Source organism: Pseudomonas sp. KK18, from assembly GCF_037094675.1.
GTDB lineage: Bacteria > Pseudomonadota > Gammaproteobacteria > Pseudomonadales > Pseudomonadaceae > Aquipseudomonas.
Genome location: NZ_CP146605.1, coordinates 2,887,506 through 2,901,948 on the forward strand (window position 1 = coordinate 2,887,506; position 14,443 = coordinate 2,901,948).

General features: G+C 62.3%; 16 protein-coding genes. 3 read left to right on the forward strand and 13 right to left on the reverse strand.

The window, feature by feature from the left end; translation table 11 throughout:
• Positions 1 to 23: 23 nt before the first annotated feature.
• The 8 genes from paaD to paaG form a co-directional block, all read right to left on the reverse strand.
• Complete coding sequence (gene paaD / locus V6607_RS13145) at positions 24 to 557, reverse strand: 1,2-phenylacetyl-CoA epoxidase subunit PaaD (RefSeq protein ID WP_003208903.1); 534 nt, start codon at positions 555 to 557, stop codon at positions 24 to 26.
• Complete coding sequence (gene paaC, locus V6607_RS13150; protein WP_003208901.1) at positions 544 to 1,305, reverse strand: 1,2-phenylacetyl-CoA epoxidase subunit PaaC; 762 nt, start codon at positions 1,303 to 1,305, stop codon at positions 544 to 546. The genes paaD and paaC overlap by 14 nt, the downstream gene beginning before the upstream one ends.
• A gap of 8 nt (positions 1,306 to 1,313) precedes the next feature.
• Complete coding sequence (gene paaB / locus V6607_RS13155) at positions 1,314 to 1,595, reverse strand: 1,2-phenylacetyl-CoA epoxidase subunit PaaB (protein ID WP_003208899.1); 282 nt, start codon at positions 1,593 to 1,595, stop codon at positions 1,314 to 1,316.
• A gap of 27 nt (positions 1,596 to 1,622) precedes the next feature.
• Positions 1,623 to 2,612 (reverse strand): 1,2-phenylacetyl-CoA epoxidase subunit PaaA, encoded by a 990-nt coding sequence (paaA, locus tag V6607_RS13160; RefSeq protein WP_003208897.1) that lies wholly within the window; start codon positions 2,610 to 2,612, stop codon positions 1,623 to 1,625.
• Between the two features lie 412 nt (positions 2,613 to 3,024).
• The gene (gene paaK, locus V6607_RS13165; RefSeq protein ID WP_134326257.1) at positions 3,025 to 4,350 is read right to left on the reverse strand and encodes a phenylacetate--CoA ligase PaaK; all 1,326 of its coding nucleotides are present in this window, start codon (positions 4,348 to 4,350) and stop codon (positions 3,025 to 3,027) included.
• A 101-nt stretch (positions 4,351 to 4,451) separates the two neighbouring features.
• A complete protein-coding gene (pcaF, locus tag V6607_RS13170; RefSeq protein WP_134326258.1) occupies positions 4,452 to 5,663 on the reverse strand; it encodes a 3-oxoadipyl-CoA thiolase in 1,212 nt (403 codons plus the stop codon).
• Positions 5,656 to 6,105 (reverse strand): hydroxyphenylacetyl-CoA thioesterase PaaI, encoded by a 450-nt coding sequence (gene paaI, locus V6607_RS13175; RefSeq protein ID WP_008431049.1) that lies wholly within the window; start codon positions 6,103 to 6,105, stop codon positions 5,656 to 5,658. Before paaI ends, pcaF begins: the two co-directional genes overlap by 8 nt.
• A gap of 14 nt (positions 6,106 to 6,119) precedes the next feature.
• Positions 6,120 to 6,911 carry a 2-(1,2-epoxy-1,2-dihydrophenyl)acetyl-CoA isomerase PaaG gene (paaG, locus tag V6607_RS13180; RefSeq protein ID WP_003208887.1) on the reverse strand — a complete coding sequence of 264 codons (792 nt, stop codon included), beginning with the start codon at positions 6,909 to 6,911 and terminating at the stop codon, positions 6,120 to 6,122.
• A gap of 361 nt (positions 6,912 to 7,272) precedes the next feature.
• Between paaG and paaY the strand changes: the two genes are divergently transcribed.
• The 3 genes from paaY (at position 7,273) to feaR (ending at position 9,839) form a co-directional block, all read left to right on the forward strand.
• Positions 7,273 to 7,863, forward strand: a complete 591-nt coding sequence (paaY, locus tag V6607_RS13185) for a phenylacetic acid degradation protein PaaY (protein ID WP_134326259.1) — start codon at positions 7,273 to 7,275, stop codon at positions 7,861 to 7,863.
• Between the two features lie 61 nt (positions 7,864 to 7,924).
• On the forward strand, positions 7,925 to 8,848 hold the full coding sequence (gene paaX, locus V6607_RS13190; protein WP_003208883.1) for a phenylacetic acid degradation operon negative regulatory protein PaaX: 924 nt from the start codon (positions 7,925 to 7,927) through the stop codon (positions 8,846 to 8,848).
• A 76-nt stretch (positions 8,849 to 8,924) separates the two neighbouring features.
• On the forward strand, positions 8,925 to 9,839 hold the full coding sequence (feaR, locus tag V6607_RS13195; RefSeq protein WP_003208881.1) for a transcriptional regulator FeaR: 915 nt from the start codon (positions 8,925 to 8,927) through the stop codon (positions 9,837 to 9,839).
• A gap of 130 nt (positions 9,840 to 9,969) precedes the next feature.
• On the opposite strand, the gene V6607_RS13200 is transcribed toward feaR, so the two are convergent.
• The 5 genes from V6607_RS13200 to V6607_RS13220 all read right to left on the reverse strand — a co-directional run bounded on the left by V6607_RS13200 (position 9,970) and on the right by V6607_RS13220 (position 13,481).
• Positions 9,970 to 10,491: a cytochrome C gene (locus V6607_RS13200; protein WP_087694284.1), complete on the reverse strand. Its 522-nt coding sequence runs from the start codon at positions 10,489 to 10,491 to the stop codon at positions 9,970 to 9,972.
• Positions 10,492 to 10,615: 124 nt separating this feature from the next.
• Entirely contained in the window at positions 10,616 to 11,137 is a 522-nt protein-coding gene (locus V6607_RS13205) for a methylamine dehydrogenase light chain (protein ID WP_003208877.1), read from the reverse strand.
• Positions 11,138 to 11,156: 19 nt separating this feature from the next.
• Positions 11,157 to 11,777 carry a methylamine dehydrogenase accessory protein MauD gene (gene mauD / locus V6607_RS13210; protein WP_003208875.1) on the reverse strand — a complete coding sequence of 207 codons (621 nt, stop codon included), beginning with the start codon at positions 11,775 to 11,777 and terminating at the stop codon, positions 11,157 to 11,159.
• Positions 11,778 to 11,780: 3 nt separating this feature from the next.
• Positions 11,781 to 12,320: a MauE/DoxX family redox-associated membrane protein gene (locus V6607_RS13215; protein WP_003208874.1), complete on the reverse strand. Its 540-nt coding sequence runs from the start codon at positions 12,318 to 12,320 to the stop codon at positions 11,781 to 11,783.
• 12 nt (positions 12,321 to 12,332) lie between these two features.
• On the reverse strand, positions 12,333 to 13,481 hold the full coding sequence (locus V6607_RS13220) for an amine dehydrogenase large subunit (RefSeq protein ID WP_008431064.1): 1,149 nt from the start codon (positions 13,479 to 13,481) through the stop codon (positions 12,333 to 12,335).
• Positions 13,482 to 14,443: the final 962 nt, after the last annotated feature.

Below are 14,443 nucleotides of genomic sequence, written 5' to 3' on the forward strand. Positions count from 1 at the left end.
CAACCAAGCGGGCCGCTGGCCCCTCAGATGCACTTGAAATAGTCGAACGGTTCCAGGCAATCGCGGCAGCGGTGCAGCGCCTTGCAGGCGGTGGAGCCGAATTCGCTGAGCACTTCGGTGTGGGTGCTGCCGCATTGCGGGCAGGCAATCACCGGGCTTTCTCCCAGCAGGCTGCGTTTGCTGCTACTGCCTTGGGGCGGTGCGATGCCGTAGGCCCGCAGGCGTTCGCGGCCGCTGCTGGTGATCCAGTCGGTGGTCCAGGCCGGGGTCAGCTTGCGTTCCAGTTGCGGGGCGCGGAAACCTGCCAGCTCCAATGCATCGCGGATATCGCCCTCGATCACTTCGGTGGCGGGGCAGCCGGAGTAGGTCGGCGTGACCACCACATGCAAGTGGCCGGCCTGCCAGTCCAGGTCGCGCACTATGCCCAGGTCGACCACGCTCACCACCGGCACTTCCGGGTCCATGACCTGCGCCAGGGTGGCCCACGCGGCAGCCAGGTCGGTGGGTTGCGCCGGGCGTGCGCCCTGGTCGCTGGCGATCAGCTCACCAGGTTGCATCGGGGTACGCTCGGGGCAAAAACTGCATTTCCGCCAACAAAATTCCCAGGTGCTCGCTGTGCAAACCGCGGCGTGCATCCAGGTAGAAATAGCTCGCAGCAGGCGGCAGGGGCAGGGTGGCGCTGGTAAAGATTTCGCTGACCTGGGTTTGCCACGCTGCGGCAACCTGAGCGGCGTCCGGCGTAATGCCGGCGGCGTGCAGGCGCTGTTCACTGTCGTCGGCGCCGGTCAGTTCCACGGTGAACCGCCACAGCTCGGGGATCGCCGCGAGCATGCGTTTATGGCTTTCCTCGGTGCCGTCCCCGAGGCGCTCCACCCACTCGCCGGAGCGGCGCAGGTGATAGGTGACTTCCTTCACCGCCTTGGCCGCGATGCCGGCGATGCGTTCGTCGCTGGATTGGGCCAGGCCGCTCAACACCGGCAAGTGCCAGGCGTCATACAGGAATTGCTTGAGGATGGTCACCGCGTAGTCGCCGTTGGGTTGTTCCACCAGCAGCAGGTTGCGATAGGCCCGCTCATCCCGGCGGAAGGCCAGGTGATCGGCGTCGCGCCCGTCGTCCAGCAGCTCGGCGGCGTATTCCAGCCAGTTGCGCGCCTGGCCCACCAGGTCGAGGCCGACGTTCATCAGCGCCAGTTCTTCTTCCAGCGCCGGCGCATGGCCGCACCACTGGCACAGGCGCTGGCCCTGGATCAGGGCGCTGTCGCCGAGGCGCAGCAGGTATTCGATCAGATCGGTTTCAGGGTTCATGGTCGACCTCACATATGCCCGACTTCGGCCGGCAACTCGTAGAAGCTGGCGTGGCGGTAGACCTTGTCATCGGCCGGGTCGAACAGCGGGTCTTTCTCGTCCGGCGACGAGGCGGTGATCAGCGCGGAAGGCACTACCCACAGGCTCACGCCTTCACTGCGGCGGGTGTACAGCTCCCGGGCATTCTCGATGGCCATGGTGGTGTCGGCGGCATGCACGCTGCCCACATGCTTGTGATTCAGGCCGTGCTTGCTGCGCACGAAGACTTCAAACAGGGTCCATTCAGACATAACGGTGACTCCACATCAGGTGGCCGATCAGGCGGCGTTCTTGTTCTGTTTTTTACGGGCGTGGGCGACGGCGGCTTCGCGTACCCAGGCACCGTCTTCAATCGCCTTGCGGCGGGTGGCGACGCGTTCCTGGTTGCACGGGCCGTTGCCCTTGAGCACTTCGTAGAACTCGCTCCACTGGATCTCGCCGAAATCGTAATGGCCGCGTTCGGCGTTCCACTTCAGGTCCGGGTCGGGGCAGGTGCAGCCCAGCAGCTCCAGCTGCGGGATGGTCTGGTCGATGAAGCGCTGGCGCAGTTCGTCGTTGCTCTGGCGCTTGATTTTCCAGGCCATGGATTGGGCGCTGTTGGGGGAGTGTTCGTCGCTGGGGCCGAACATCATCAGCGATGGCCACCAGAGGCGGTTGATCGCGTCCTGGACCATGTCTTTTTGCGCCTGGGTGCCCTGGCGCATCATGGTCAGCAGCAGTTCGTAGCCCTGGCGCTGGTGAAAGCTTTCTTCCTTGCAGATGCGCACCATGGCCCGGGAGTAGGGGCCGTAGGAGGTGCGCTGCAGTACCACCTGATTGACGATGGCGGCGCCGTCTACCAGCCAGCCTACTGCGCCCATGTCGGCCCAGTTCAGGGTGGGGTAGTTGAAGATGCTGGAGTACTTGGCCTTGCCGCTGTGGAGCTTGGCGATTTCTTCGTCGCGGTCGGCGCCCAGGGTTTCCATGGCGCTGTAGAGGTACAGGCCGTGGCCGGCTTCGTCCTGGATCTTGGCCATCAGTTGCAGCTTGCGTTTGAGGGTGGGGGCGCGGGTGACCCAGTTGCCTTCGGGCAGCATGCCGACGATTTCCGAGTGGGCGTGTTGGGAGATCTGGCGGATCAGGGTTTGACGGTAGGCGTCGGGCATCCAGTTCTTGGCTTCGATCTTGATTTCGGCGTCGATTTTTTCCTGGAAAGCGCGTTCCTGGTCGGACATCTCGGAGAGGTCCTTGATGCGCTTTACTCCGGTTTCTACAAGCTGTGCGTACATGGGGGGTCTCCCGCCTTGTGTTTTGTCGTAGGCATGGAGGACTTTATAAGCGATACGGAAATTAATATCAAACACAAAATATGGTGTCGTTATTTGATTTTGTATCGCTTTGCGGGAAGGGAGCAGATATCTGTCGCTACGGTAACGGCGGCATAGGGTTCCCGGTCATCGTGGTAAGCAGGGCCAGTAGGCAAAAAACAGGGCCGCTTTATGTGGGAGCGGGCTTGCTCGCGAAGAACCTGAGTGCGCCGCGTTGAATCAGGATGCCCGCGTCATCGTTAACGACCTTCGCGAGCAAGCCCGCTCCCACATTTGAACCGTGTGCGCCTTTGATTTTGCTGGTGCTCTACCCCCACCCCAAAAAACGAGCAAAAAAAAGCCCCGCAAATGCGGGGCCAAAAAGGTGCAGCAGTCATGCTTTAGGGCGACGATCCATCACATGGCATGCCTTTCCCTCAGACCGCTTGATCGAATGCAGCGGCTGCAAAACGATACGCGAGCTGATCCCGATATACGTCTTGATGTGCCTGCTCAGTTCGCTGGAGACGGCTTTCTGTTGTTCATCATTGAGGTGCTGATGCTCAGCCTTCAGCTCCACATGCACATCCACACTGTCCAGGTTGCCATTACGATACAGATGTATCTCATAACACTCTGAAAGCTGTTTTATTTTAAGCACCTGCTCCTCGATCTGCGTGGGAAACACATTAACCCCGCGAATGATCAACATGTCATCACTGCGCCCGGTGATCTTGTCGATCCGCCGCATCGGCCGCGCTGTCCCCGGCAGCAACCGCGTCAAATCCCGGGTGCGGTAGCGAATCATCGGCAGCGCCTCCTTGCTCAAGGAGGTAAACACCAGTTCACCCATCTGCCCGTCCGGCAGCACCTCACCCGTCACCGGGTCGATGATCTCCGGGTAGAAGTGATCCTCCCAAATGGTCGGGCCATCCTTGGTTTCCGCACACTCCATGGCCACCCCAGGTCCCATGATTTCCGACAGCCCGTAAATATCCAGCGCCGTAATCCCCAGTCGCGCCTCGATTGCACTGCGCAGCTCGGCAGTCCACGGCTCGGCCCCAAAGATCCCCAGTCGCAACGCCAGCTTCTGTGGATCAATGCCCTGGCGCTCGATTTCATCGGCAATGTTCAGCATGTACGAGGGCGTGACCATGATGATGTCCGGCTGGAAATCCTTGATCAGTTGCACCTGTTTTTCCGTCTGCCCGCCGGACATCGGAATCACCGTACAACCCAGGCGTTCCGCGCCGTAGTGGGCACCAAGGCCGCCGGTGAACAGCCCGTAGCCATAGGAAATATGCACCTTGTCGCCACGCCGCCCACCGGCCGCGCGGATCGAGCGGGCCACCACATTGGCCCAGGTGTCGATGTCGTTCTGAGTGTAACCCACCACCGTCGGCTTGCCGGTGGTGCCGCTGGACGCATGCAGGCGCACCACCTCGTTCATCGGCACGGCAAACATGCCGTAGGGGTAACTGTCCCGCAGGTCGCCCTTGGTGGTGAACGGGAACTTGGCCAGGTCGTCCAGGGACTTGATGTCATCCGGGTGCACCCCCAGCGCGTCGAAGCGCTGACGGTACAGCGGCACATTCTGGTAGGCGTGGCGCAGGCTCCAGCGCAGGCGCTCCAGTTGATGGGCGCGCAGTTCGTCGACGCTGGCGGTTTCCAGCGGGTCCAGCACAGGGTTAAGCACGGCGTTTGGAATAGGCATGTTCATGAGTTCACTCGAATTATTTTTGTGTATCAGCCCACCGCACACCGTGGGCTTTGAGTGCATGCCCCAAGGATACCGCTAGGCTCCCCGGGAATCGCGAATCTTTAGTTGGACAGGCGCTCGATGATCAGCGCGATGCCTTGGCCCACGCCGATGCACATGGTGCACAGCGCGTAGCGGCCACCACGTTCCTCCAATTCATGCAGGGCGGTAGTTACCAGCCGTGCGCCGCTCATCCCCAGTGGATGGCCGAGGGCGATGGCGCCGCCGTTGGGGTTCACCCGTGGGTCGTTGTCCCCCAGGCCCAGCTCGCGCAGCACCGCCAGGCCCTGGGCGGCGAAGGCTTCGTTGAGCTCGATCACGTCCATGTCCGCCAGGCTCAGGTTGGCCAGTTCCAGCACCTTGCGGGTCGCCGGCACCGGGCCGATGCCCATGATGCGCGGTTCCACGCCGGCGGTGGCCATCGCCACCACCCGGCCGCGGGCGACCAGGCCGTGACGCTTGGCAACTTCCGCGCTGGCCAGCAGCAGGGCGCAGGCGCCGTCGTTGACCCCGGATGCATTGCCGGCGGTGATGCTGCCACCCTCGCGGAATGGCGTGCCGAGTTTCTGCAGTTGTTCAAGGGTGGTGTCGCCGCGGGGGTGTTCGTCGTGTTCCACCACCTTGGCCGGGCCTTTGCGCTGGGGGATTTCCACCGCGACGATTTCCCTGGCCAGGCGCCCGCTGGCCTGGGCGGCGGCTGCACGTTGCTGGCTGCGCAGGGCAAACGCGTCCTGGTCGGCACGGGAGATATTGAACTGCTCGGCGACGTTTTCAGCGGTCTCCGGCATCGAGTCGATCCCGTAGGCCTTTTTCATCAGCGGGTTGACGAAGCGCCAGCCAATGGTGGTGTCATATAGCTGCGCATCGCGGGAAAACGCCTGTTCGGCCTTGCCCATTACCAGCGGTGCCCGGGACATCGATTCCACGCCGCCCACCAGCATCAAGCCAGCCTCGCCACAGCGAATCGCCCGGGCCGCGCTGCCGATGGCGTCCAGCCCCGAGCCGCACAAACGGTTGAGGGTGGTGCCCGGCACGCTCACCGGCAGCCCGGCCAGCAGCGCCGACATGCGCGCCACGTTGCGGTTGTCTTCGCCGGCCTGGTTGGCGCAGCCGTAGATCACATCGTCGACGCTGCTCCAGTCCACTTGCGGGTGGCGGCGCAGCAGTTCGCGCAGCGGCACCGCTCCGAGGTCGTCGGCGCGCACGCTGCTCAAGGCGCCGGCGTAGCGGCCGATCGGGGTACGGACTGCGTCGATGATCAAGGCGTCATTCATTCGGATTCTCCTGCGCCAGCACCGTGCCGCGCACTTTGTAGGATTTGCCATGGAACAGCGCAATCAGCTGGCCCAGTTGGTTTTCGATACGGACGTCGTAGTTGCCGGTGCGACCCGAGCGGCTTTGCTCGCGGCAATCGGCACTCAAGGTGTCGCCCAGGTGGGCCGGGGCGATGTAGTCGATGCTGCAGCCCAGCGCCACGGTGGCGTCGTTGTAGCTGTTACAGGCCAGGGCGAATGCCGAGTCCGCCAGCGCAAACAGGTAGCCGCCGTGGCAGGTGCCGTGGCCCTGGATCATGTCGGCGCGCACGCTCATGCCCAGTCGTGCGCAACCCGGCGCCACCGAGAGCAGGCGCATGCCCATGCCCTGGCTGGCGGCATCGCGGCTGAACATGGCCTGGGCGCACTGGTTGGCCAGGTTCATGGCTTCATGGTTGGTCATGTGGTGCGCTCCTTTCAGCGGCCCTTGAAGCTTGGGCTGCGTTTTTCCATGAAGGCGGCGACGCCTTCGCGGTAATCCTCGCTGCGCCCGGCCAGGCGTTGCAGGTCGCGCTCCAGCTCCAGCTGTTGGTCAAAGCTGTTGCTCAGGCTGGCGTTCAGGCTGCGCTTGATCAGCGCCAGGCCGTAGGTCGGTTGCGTGGCCAGGTGGCGGGCCAGGGTCAGGGCTTCGTTGCGCAATTCGGCGTCGTCCACGCAGCGGTAGATCAGGCCCCATTGCTCCGCCTGCTCGGCGCTCAGGCGGTTGCCCAGCAGGGCCAGCGCCTTGGCGCGGGCCATGCCCACCAGGCGCGGCAGGGTCCAGGTGCCGCCGGAATCGGGGATCAGGCCGATCTTGCAGAAGGCTTGGATGAAGTTCGCCGAGCGTGCTGCCAGCACCAGGTCGCAGGCCAGCGGGATGTTCGCGCCGGCACCGGCCGCCACACCGTTGACCGCGCAGATCACCGGCAGAGGCAGGTCGCGCAGTTGGCGGATCAGCGGGTTGTAGAACTTCTCGATGGATTCGCCCAGGTCCGGCACCGCGCTGCCGGGTGCCACGTTGCGGTCGCTGAGGTCTTGCCCGGCGCAAAAGCCGCGGCCTTCACCGGTCAGCAGCAGCACGCGTACGTCGGGGTTTTCCTGGACTTGCTTCAACGCCTGCTGGACTTCGCCGTGCATCTGCGTGTTGAAGCTGTTGAGCTGGTCGGGGCGATTGAGGCTGAGCAGGGCGACGCCGGCCTCGATGGAAAACAGGATGTGTTCGAAGTTCATGGTCGTGAGGCCCTCACGGTGCACGCTCGGCGGTCAGCCGGCTCATTATTGGATCGGCGTGGTCAGCCGGTTTTGCCGGAGTATAGCTTCAACGTGATACATAAATGCAATGATAAAATTGATTTGGTGTGTCTTGTTTTGAGTTTGATGAAAATGAACAGCTCGCTGTGCTGGTCGGTAAATACCTGATAAATCCTCTATTTTATTGGCTTTACGTCGATTATCAGCGGCACCGTATCAAGCCACGGCGACACATGATTCAAGTGATACGCTTTTACAGCTTTGTGCTTGTAAAAATGATGTGATACAAAATAAGCCAAGATCGGCATCGCTTTGCGAATACGCCATAAAAGGAATCCCCATGACTTGCTACAGCCTCGACGGCCTGACCCCGGTGGTCGACCCCACGGCCTACGTCCATCCCTCGGCGGTACTGATCGGCGACGTGATCATCGGCCCCCATTGCTATGTAGGGCCGCTGGCGAGTTTGCGCGGCGACTTCGGGCGCATCGTCCTCGAAGAAGGCGCCAACCTGCAGGACACCTGTGTGATGCACGGCTTCCCGGACAGCGATACGGTGGTCGAGCGCAACGGCCATATCGGCCACGGCGCCGTGCTGCACGGTTGCCGGATCGGCACCGATGCGCTGGTGGGCATGAATGCGGTGGTGATGGACAACGCCCGTATCGGCGCTCGCTCATTCGTCTCGGCGGCGGCGTTCGTCAAAGCCGGTTTCGAGTGCCCTGAGCAGTCGCTGGTGATGGGCACGCCGGCCAGCGTCAAGCGCAGCCTCAGTGATGAAGAGGTGCACTGGAAACAAACCGGCACCCGTGAATACCAGCGCCTGGCTCAGCGTTGCCTGGAGCAGATGCAGGAATGCGCACCCCTGAGCGCACCGGAAGCTGATCGCCCACGCATCAGCGACAGCGGCCTGCGGCCCAAGGGCAGATGAATCGCCTGCATCCCGACGCCGCTAAAAACGGTATATTTTCTCTTTTTGCCTCGGTACGCCCATGTCGTCACTGACACCCCTGAACCAACTGATTACCCGCTTCCAGGAGCAGACGCCGATTCGCGCCAGTTCCTTGATCATCACCTTGTACGGGGACGCCATCGAACCCCACGGCGGGACGGTGTGGCTGGGCAGCCTGATCCAGTTGCTCGAACCCATCGGCATCAATGAACGGCTGATCCGCACCTCGATCTTTCGCCTGACCAAGGAAGGCTGGCTGACCGCCGAAAAAGTCGGGCGCCGCAGCTACTACAGCCTGACCGGTGCCGGGCGTCGGCGTTTCGACAAGGCCTTCAAGCGGGTCTACAGCTCCAGCGTGCCGGCATGGGATGGCTCGTGGTGCCTGGTGATGCTCACGCAGTTGACCCAGGACAAGCGCAAACAAGTGCGTGAAGAGCTGGAGTGGCAAGGTTTTGGTGCGATTGCCCCGACCGTGCTGGCCTGCCCACGCAGCGACCGCGCCGACGTCAACGCCACCTTGCTCGACCTCGGCGCCCAGGAAGACACCATCGTCTTCGAAACCACCGCCCAGGATGTACTGGCCTCCAAGGCCCTGCGGGTGCAGGTGCGCGAGAGCTGGAACATCGAGGAGCTGGCGGCCCATTACAGCGAGTTCATCCAACTGTTCCGACCGCTCTGGCAAGCGCTTCGCGAGCAGGAACAGCTACAGCCTGCGGATTGTTTCCTGGCACGGGTCCTGCTTATCCATGAGTACCGCAAACTGCTGCTGCGCGACCCGCAATTGCCCGATGAATTGCTTCCCGGCGATTGGGAAGGCCGCGCCGCCCGCCAGTTGTGCCGCAATATTTACCGGTTGATCTACGCCAAGGCCGAGGAATGGCTGAACAGCGCGCTGGAAACTGCCGACGGCCCGTTGCCGGACGTTGGCGAAAGCTTTTACCGGCGGTTCGGAGGCCTGAAATAAGGAGCGACGCTGTTCAGGAGAACGGGTGGAGTGATGTGGCGTAGAGAATAAAAATAAGCCTGCGTGAGGCCTGAACATGATGTCTTCAATTGCACAGCGCTGTGATGGGTTCGACCAATGGATCCATCAGATCAATCAGATCTGTGGCGCATTCGATGGGCAGATCCTGGGGGATGGTTTTTCCGGGCAGATCCGCGAGTACCAGAGCGGCGCGCTGAAACTCAGCTTTGTCGACGCCTGCCAGGCGCGGCTGTTTCGTACCCCCAGCCAAATCGCGGCGGGCGAGGGCGGCAAGTACTTTGCCGTGTTCCAGCTCGACGGCACGGCCGGCATGGCCCAGGGTGACAGCAAGGCGCTGTTGCGCGCCGGCGACATTACCCTGATCGATGCGGCGCACCCCAGCGACTTCACCTACAGCGAGAATTCGCGGCAGTTGTCGTTGATCCTGCCGTCGTACCTGGTGGAGCAGACCTTGCGTTTCAACCCGGTCAAATGCGGGCACCGGATCGAGGCGACGTCGCCGATGGCGATGCTGTCCCGGCAGCTGATTCTGGAGGCCACCCGGCAAGACAACCTGACCTTGCAGGAAAGCGAGGCGACGCTGGAGGCGATCATCAACCTGCTGCGCCCGGCGATCAGCCAGGCGGGCGAGGGCAGCGACGCCCATGAGCGAGTGTTCCGCAAGACGCTGGAGTGCATTGACCAGCACATTCGCTCCGAAGAGCTGTGCCCCGAGTGGCTGGCGCGGGAGGTGGGGATGTCGGTGCGCGGGCTGTACCGGATCTTTGCCCGCAAGGGCCTGGTGGTGGCGCGGTACATCAAGAACCGACGGCTGGATTTGTGTGCTGAATCCCTGCGCCAATCCAGGGTGGAGGAAAAGCTTTCGGTGCTGGGGTACTCGTGGGGGTTTTCGGATTCGAGTTATTTTTCGACGGCGTTCAAGTCACGGTTCGGCATTGCGCCGGGTGAGTACCGCAAACAACACGCCTGATCAGGGGATACGCCGATCAAAAATGTGGGAGCGGGCTTGCTCGCGAATGCGGTGGTTCAGTTGATGCATTGGGTGACTGACACACCGCATTCGCGAGCAAGCCCGCTCCCACATTTGGATCGCGTTTCGTTCAGTTGGGCATTCCATCTTCAATCGCAATCCCTTGCGCCCGCATTTCCTTGATCAAACCCGCCCTTGTGCCCGGCAGATTGAGCATCGCTTTGTGCCGCAATTCAGTGACTTCCTCGGCGCTATAGGGCTTGTAATCCACCGGCGTACTCTTGCCCGCCATCCCGTCCGGGCGCATCAGCCAGTTCAGCAAATCCGCCAGTTGCCCATCGTTCAGCGCCGACTGCGACATCCCCGGCACCCGTACCAAAAACTCCCGCCCGCCTGGCACCTTCAGAAAGTTGCCGACAAACCCGGTCATCCTCGGTGTGTCGTTCGCCGCCGAGCCCATGCCGCTGCCCAGATGGCAGCCGGCACACTGCAGCTGATAGTTGGTCGCCACGCTGTACCCGGCCTGGGCGATCGGCGTTTGCGGCGACTCATTGCCCGGTGCGTGCTTCTGGTTTGGATTGGGAATGGCCCGAGCCTGGGCGAGCGGGGTGGCGAAGACACACATCAAGCTCAGCAAAAACAACGTACGCATGACAAGCCTCTTGCACTGACCTGTGGCGAGGGCGCTTGCTCCCGTTGGGCTGTGCTGCGGCCCCAAGATCTCTGGGAGCGCTTCGCACTCCAACGGGAGCAAGCTCCCTCGCCACAAGGGTGAGTTAAACCGCGACGCCGCGAATGATCGAGACCGTGCAGTGGTAGATGTGGGATTTGGCCGCCAGGCACCAGTTCACATCGTTGTTGTTGAACGGCCGGTATGCCGGTTCCTCGCTGTCGTTACGCGTGCACGCGCACTGGGCGCAGCTTTGCTTACCGCAGCAGTCGTTATAGGAAATGATGTAGTCCTTGCCATCCGCCGGGTTGCGGCAGGTGCCGATCCAGGTCACCTGGGACGCCTCGGTGCCCGGTGGGCAGGAGGTCACCGAACCGCCACAGCAACTGCACAGGAAACCGTCGATGGAGCAGTAGCGCCAGTAGTCGCAACTGTTCGGGTCGCCCGGGTCACCGGCTTTCGGGTTATCGGCAGCCAGCGCCTTGCTGGTGCGGTCCAGGGGCAGCAGCAGGGGCAACGCGGCGCCTGCGACCATCAGCGAACCCATACGGGCCAACAGTTTGCGTCGCGACGTGGTGTCGGCCAGGCGACGGGTCGAGCGCTCGAATAACAGATCCAGCAATTTCATGAGAGTCTCCCTGCCTTAATCAGTGGCTATGGCCGTGGCTGTGGTCGTGGGGCTGCGGCTGGCTGTTGAGGTATTCCTGCAGCGTCGCGCTTTTCAGGTGTTCGACTTCGAACAGGCTGTCCAGGTGCTCGCGGGAATTGACCAGGCCCTTGGCGCGCAAGGTGCCGCTCTTGTCGATCAGCGCGGCATACGGCAGCTTGCCGATCTGGTAGGTCATGCCGACTTCCGGGCCGACCACGTAGGTGACGTCGTCCAGCTTGTGTTCGGTGATCAGCGCGTGCTGGGCTTCCATGTCGCCGTCGCTGATAAACACCACATCGAGTCGGTCAGCCTGTTCCCTGGCGATGGACTTGATCGCCGGCAACAGGGATTTGCAGATCGGGCAGGTGGGCGAGAGGAAGAACAGCAACTGGTTCTTCTCACCGGCATAGCCGAAGTTCACCGGGCGGCCTTTACGGTCGGAAGCGGTGACTTGCGGGGCCGGCTCATTCACCGCCACGCCCTTGTCGACCATCAGTGCGCCGGCCGGGGCGATGCGCCCGTGCAGCACACCAATCTGGCGCACCAGGCCCATCACGGCAAACGCCAGCGCCAGCAGCAGTACCCACAGCAGTACGTTGGAAACAATAAGGCCTTCCATTGATCACCTACCAATCAGTTTGAGCAGAAGAGGGGAGTTCGCCAGCAGGCCATCGGCTGCGGCGTAAATCAGCAGCGCGACGGCGCTGGCGGCGACGGTGACGAAGCCGTCGAAAAAACCCAGGTCACGGGCAATCGGCAGCACGCTGGCCAGCAGGGCCACGGCCACCAGTGCGCCGTTGCGCAACAGCAGGATCGGCCGCAACGGCTGCGCCTGGTCGGGGCCTGCGCAGCCGCAGTCGATGTCCCGGCGGCCGCGCCACAGGTTGATGCCAATGGCGGCGGCGTACAGTGCAATCAGGCCGGCGGCGCCGAGGGCGGCCCAGGAACGGCTGGCCGGCACCAGCAGGGCAAAGGCAATCACCAGTTCCAGCACCGGGATTACCCGGGCGGCGGGGCGAGTCACTGCCTCTGGCAGCAACTGGTAATCGGCCAGTTGCCGGGCGAAGCGTGCCGGTGCGCGCAACTTGTGGGTCGCGGCACTGGCCAGCAACACCGCGATGGCGAGGGCGCTGGCAATGATGAAGATCGGGTCGATATGCATGGCCGAACCTCTTTAGTAGCTCATGATCTGGGTTGCGGTCTTCGCTACCTTGGCCATGCTACCGGTGAGTTTGTTGGTCTTGAGGTCGAAGATCTGCAAGCCGCCTTCGACGTCGGCGCCCAGCAACAGGGGCTTGTCGTCGCCGGTGGCCTGCATGCTCCAGACCGGGGTCGGGGCTTCCAGGGTGGCTATCTTCTTCATGGTCTTGAGGTCATAGGCCCAGATGATGGTGCTCGGGTCTTCCCACTTCATCGGCTCGTGGTTGTCGTGCATCAGCACGTACATGCGGTTGAGCTTTGGTGCCACGGCCATCAACTGCCAGCCACCCGGGGCCCAGCCGGTTTTCTTTTCCGCGTCGGTGGTGAGTGACCAGGACGGCAGGATTTTCGGCTCATCGCCGGAGAAATCTACCGGGCGGATGGTGCCGGTGGTGGTGGTGAAGTAGTAGGTGTCGCCCACGTTCACCGCGCGTTCGTTGAGCTTCTCGGCGTTGGGGTCGAAGAAGTGCGTGCGGTTGCGCGAGGTTTCCTGGCCCTGCTCGTTCAGCGTCACCACTTGCAGGCTGCCGTCACCGCACAGGGAGGCGAAGCGGCGAGTGCCGACCGGGTAATTGAGTACGCAGCCCGGGATCGCGATTTCGGCGGTGACGGAGCGGGACTGTGTGTCGACCACGGTCACCGAGGTGGAGGGTGTGAAGTTGTAGACGTAGACGAAGCGGTCATCGCCGCTGGTCTTCAGGCCATAGCGCTGGGTGAGGGATTCGGCGCGTTTGTTCGGGATCAGCACTTCCCAGGCGGGCGACAGGCTGGAGCTGTCCCAGGCGGTGAGCACATCGGTGCGATCGCCCCGGGTGCCGCGGGAATAGTAGATGTCGGCGCTGTACAGGGTCTTCTGGTCGTGGCTCAGGGCCGAGGGCGCGGCGAAGCCGGTGGGGACCATGCCGAGGACGCGCTTCTTGTCGGGATCTACCACGGTGACGCGGCCGACCACGAAGCTTTCGAATTCGACGTCTACCACGAATGCGCGGTGGGCTTCCGGTGGAAAGGCCAGGGTGGTCTGGCCGATGGTGTCTGGCGGTAAATCCGCCCGGGCGCTGTTCAAGCCGAGTACAAGCAGGCCCAGACCCAGCGCTGACTGTACGTTGATCCTGTTGCTTCGCATTAGGGGCACTCCCTGAATTATTGTGTTTTGCTAATCGCGGGTGCTTTGGCAGATTCTTGCAAGTGGATTCTGCCTTGTGGGGCGATTGCAAGAATTGTTGTGTCTGCCAAGTGGTTGTGTGTCTGTGCCAATGGTTTGGGGTAGGGTGTATATCCGTTATTTTTGTTATGGCTGGTATTGGTTCCGCTCTTACAGCGGGTCACTTTTGAAAGGAGCCCAAAAGTAACCAAAAGGCTCTTGCCCCACCACTCGGCACCTCGCCTAGGCTCGGTGTGCCCTCACTCCGGCTTTGGACCGTGGGCCGCCGCGATGGGCCATCCTTGGCCCAGCGCGGCTAACCCGGCGTCCTGCCGGGTTACCCACGCTCCAAAGCCTGCGTTCGGCCAGCGTGGTTTAACGGGGCGCCTAAGATCAAGATCAAAAGCAGATCAAGAGCACAGCGGCCTACCGGCCGGCTTGAGTGTTTAGAAGCAAAATCAAAAGCTAAAGCGGGCACGGTCAAATGTGGGAGCTGGCTTGCCTGCGATAGCATCACCTCGGTATGCCTGAAAGACCGAGTTGTCTGCATCGCAGGCAAGCCAGCTCCCACAGAAAAGCAGAGCTGCATCAGCTTCAGATTTGGCTTTCGCTCTGGATCTTGCCTTTGCTTTTAACACTCAAGCCGGCCGGGAGGCCGCTGTGCTCTTGCTTTTGATCTTGATCTGCGGGCCCCGTCAACCACGATGGCCGCAAGTAGGCACGGTGGAGCGGGTAAATCGGCAAGGATGCCGATTTAGCCGCGCCGGGCCATGGATGGCCCGTCGCGGCGGCCCGCGGAAGCGTGCCGGAGTGCGGGCATGCCGAGCCTAGGCGAGGCACCGAGTGGTGGGGCAAAGCGTTTTTTGGTTACTTTTTTAGGCGTTTGTAAAAAAGTGACCCGCTGTAAGAGCGGAACCATAGGTGGCCGTTACCGAAGAAACGGA

Coding starts and splice junctions, on each gene's coding strand:
- paaD (WP_003208903.1), bottom strand. CDS start 557: ATGCAACCTGGTGAGCTGATCGCCAGCGACCAGGGCGCACGCCCGGCG.
- paaC (WP_003208901.1), bottom strand. CDS start 1,305: ATGAACCCTGAAACCGATCTGATCGAATACCTGCTGCGCCTCGGCGAC.
- paaB (WP_003208899.1), bottom strand. CDS start 1,595: ATGTCTGAATGGACCCTGTTTGAAGTCTTCGTGCGCAGCAAGCACGGC.
- paaA (WP_003208897.1), bottom strand. CDS start 2,612: ATGTACGCACAGCTTGTAGAAACCGGAGTAAAGCGCATCAAGGACCTC.
- paaK (WP_134326257.1), bottom strand. CDS start 4,350: ATGAACATGCCTATTCCAAACGCCGTGCTTAACCCTGTGCTGGACCCG.
- pcaF (WP_134326258.1), bottom strand. CDS start 5,663: ATGAATGACGCCTTGATCATCGACGCAGTCCGTACCCCGATCGGCCGC.
- paaI (WP_008431049.1), bottom strand. CDS start 6,105: ATGACCAACCATGAAGCCATGAACCTGGCCAACCAGTGCGCCCAGGCC.
- paaG (WP_003208887.1), bottom strand. CDS start 6,911: ATGAACTTCGAACACATCCTGTTTTCCATCGAGGCCGGCGTCGCCCTG.
- paaY (WP_134326259.1), top strand. CDS start 7,273: ATGACTTGCTACAGCCTCGACGGCCTGACCCCGGTGGTCGACCCCACG.
- paaX (WP_003208883.1), top strand. CDS start 7,925: ATGTCGTCACTGACACCCCTGAACCAACTGATTACCCGCTTCCAGGAG.
- feaR (WP_003208881.1), top strand. CDS start 8,925: ATGATGTCTTCAATTGCACAGCGCTGTGATGGGTTCGACCAATGGATC.
- V6607_RS13200 (WP_087694284.1), bottom strand. CDS start 10,491: ATGCGTACGTTGTTTTTGCTGAGCTTGATGTGTGTCTTCGCCACCCCG.
- V6607_RS13205 (WP_003208877.1), bottom strand. CDS start 11,137: ATGAAATTGCTGGATCTGTTATTCGAGCGCTCGACCCGTCGCCTGGCC.
- mauD (WP_003208875.1), bottom strand. CDS start 11,777: ATGGAAGGCCTTATTGTTTCCAACGTACTGCTGTGGGTACTGCTGCTG.
- V6607_RS13215 (WP_003208874.1), bottom strand. CDS start 12,320: ATGCATATCGACCCGATCTTCATCATTGCCAGCGCCCTCGCCATCGCG.
- V6607_RS13220 (WP_008431064.1), bottom strand. CDS start 13,481: ATGCGAAGCAACAGGATCAACGTACAGTCAGCGCTGGGTCTGGGCCTG.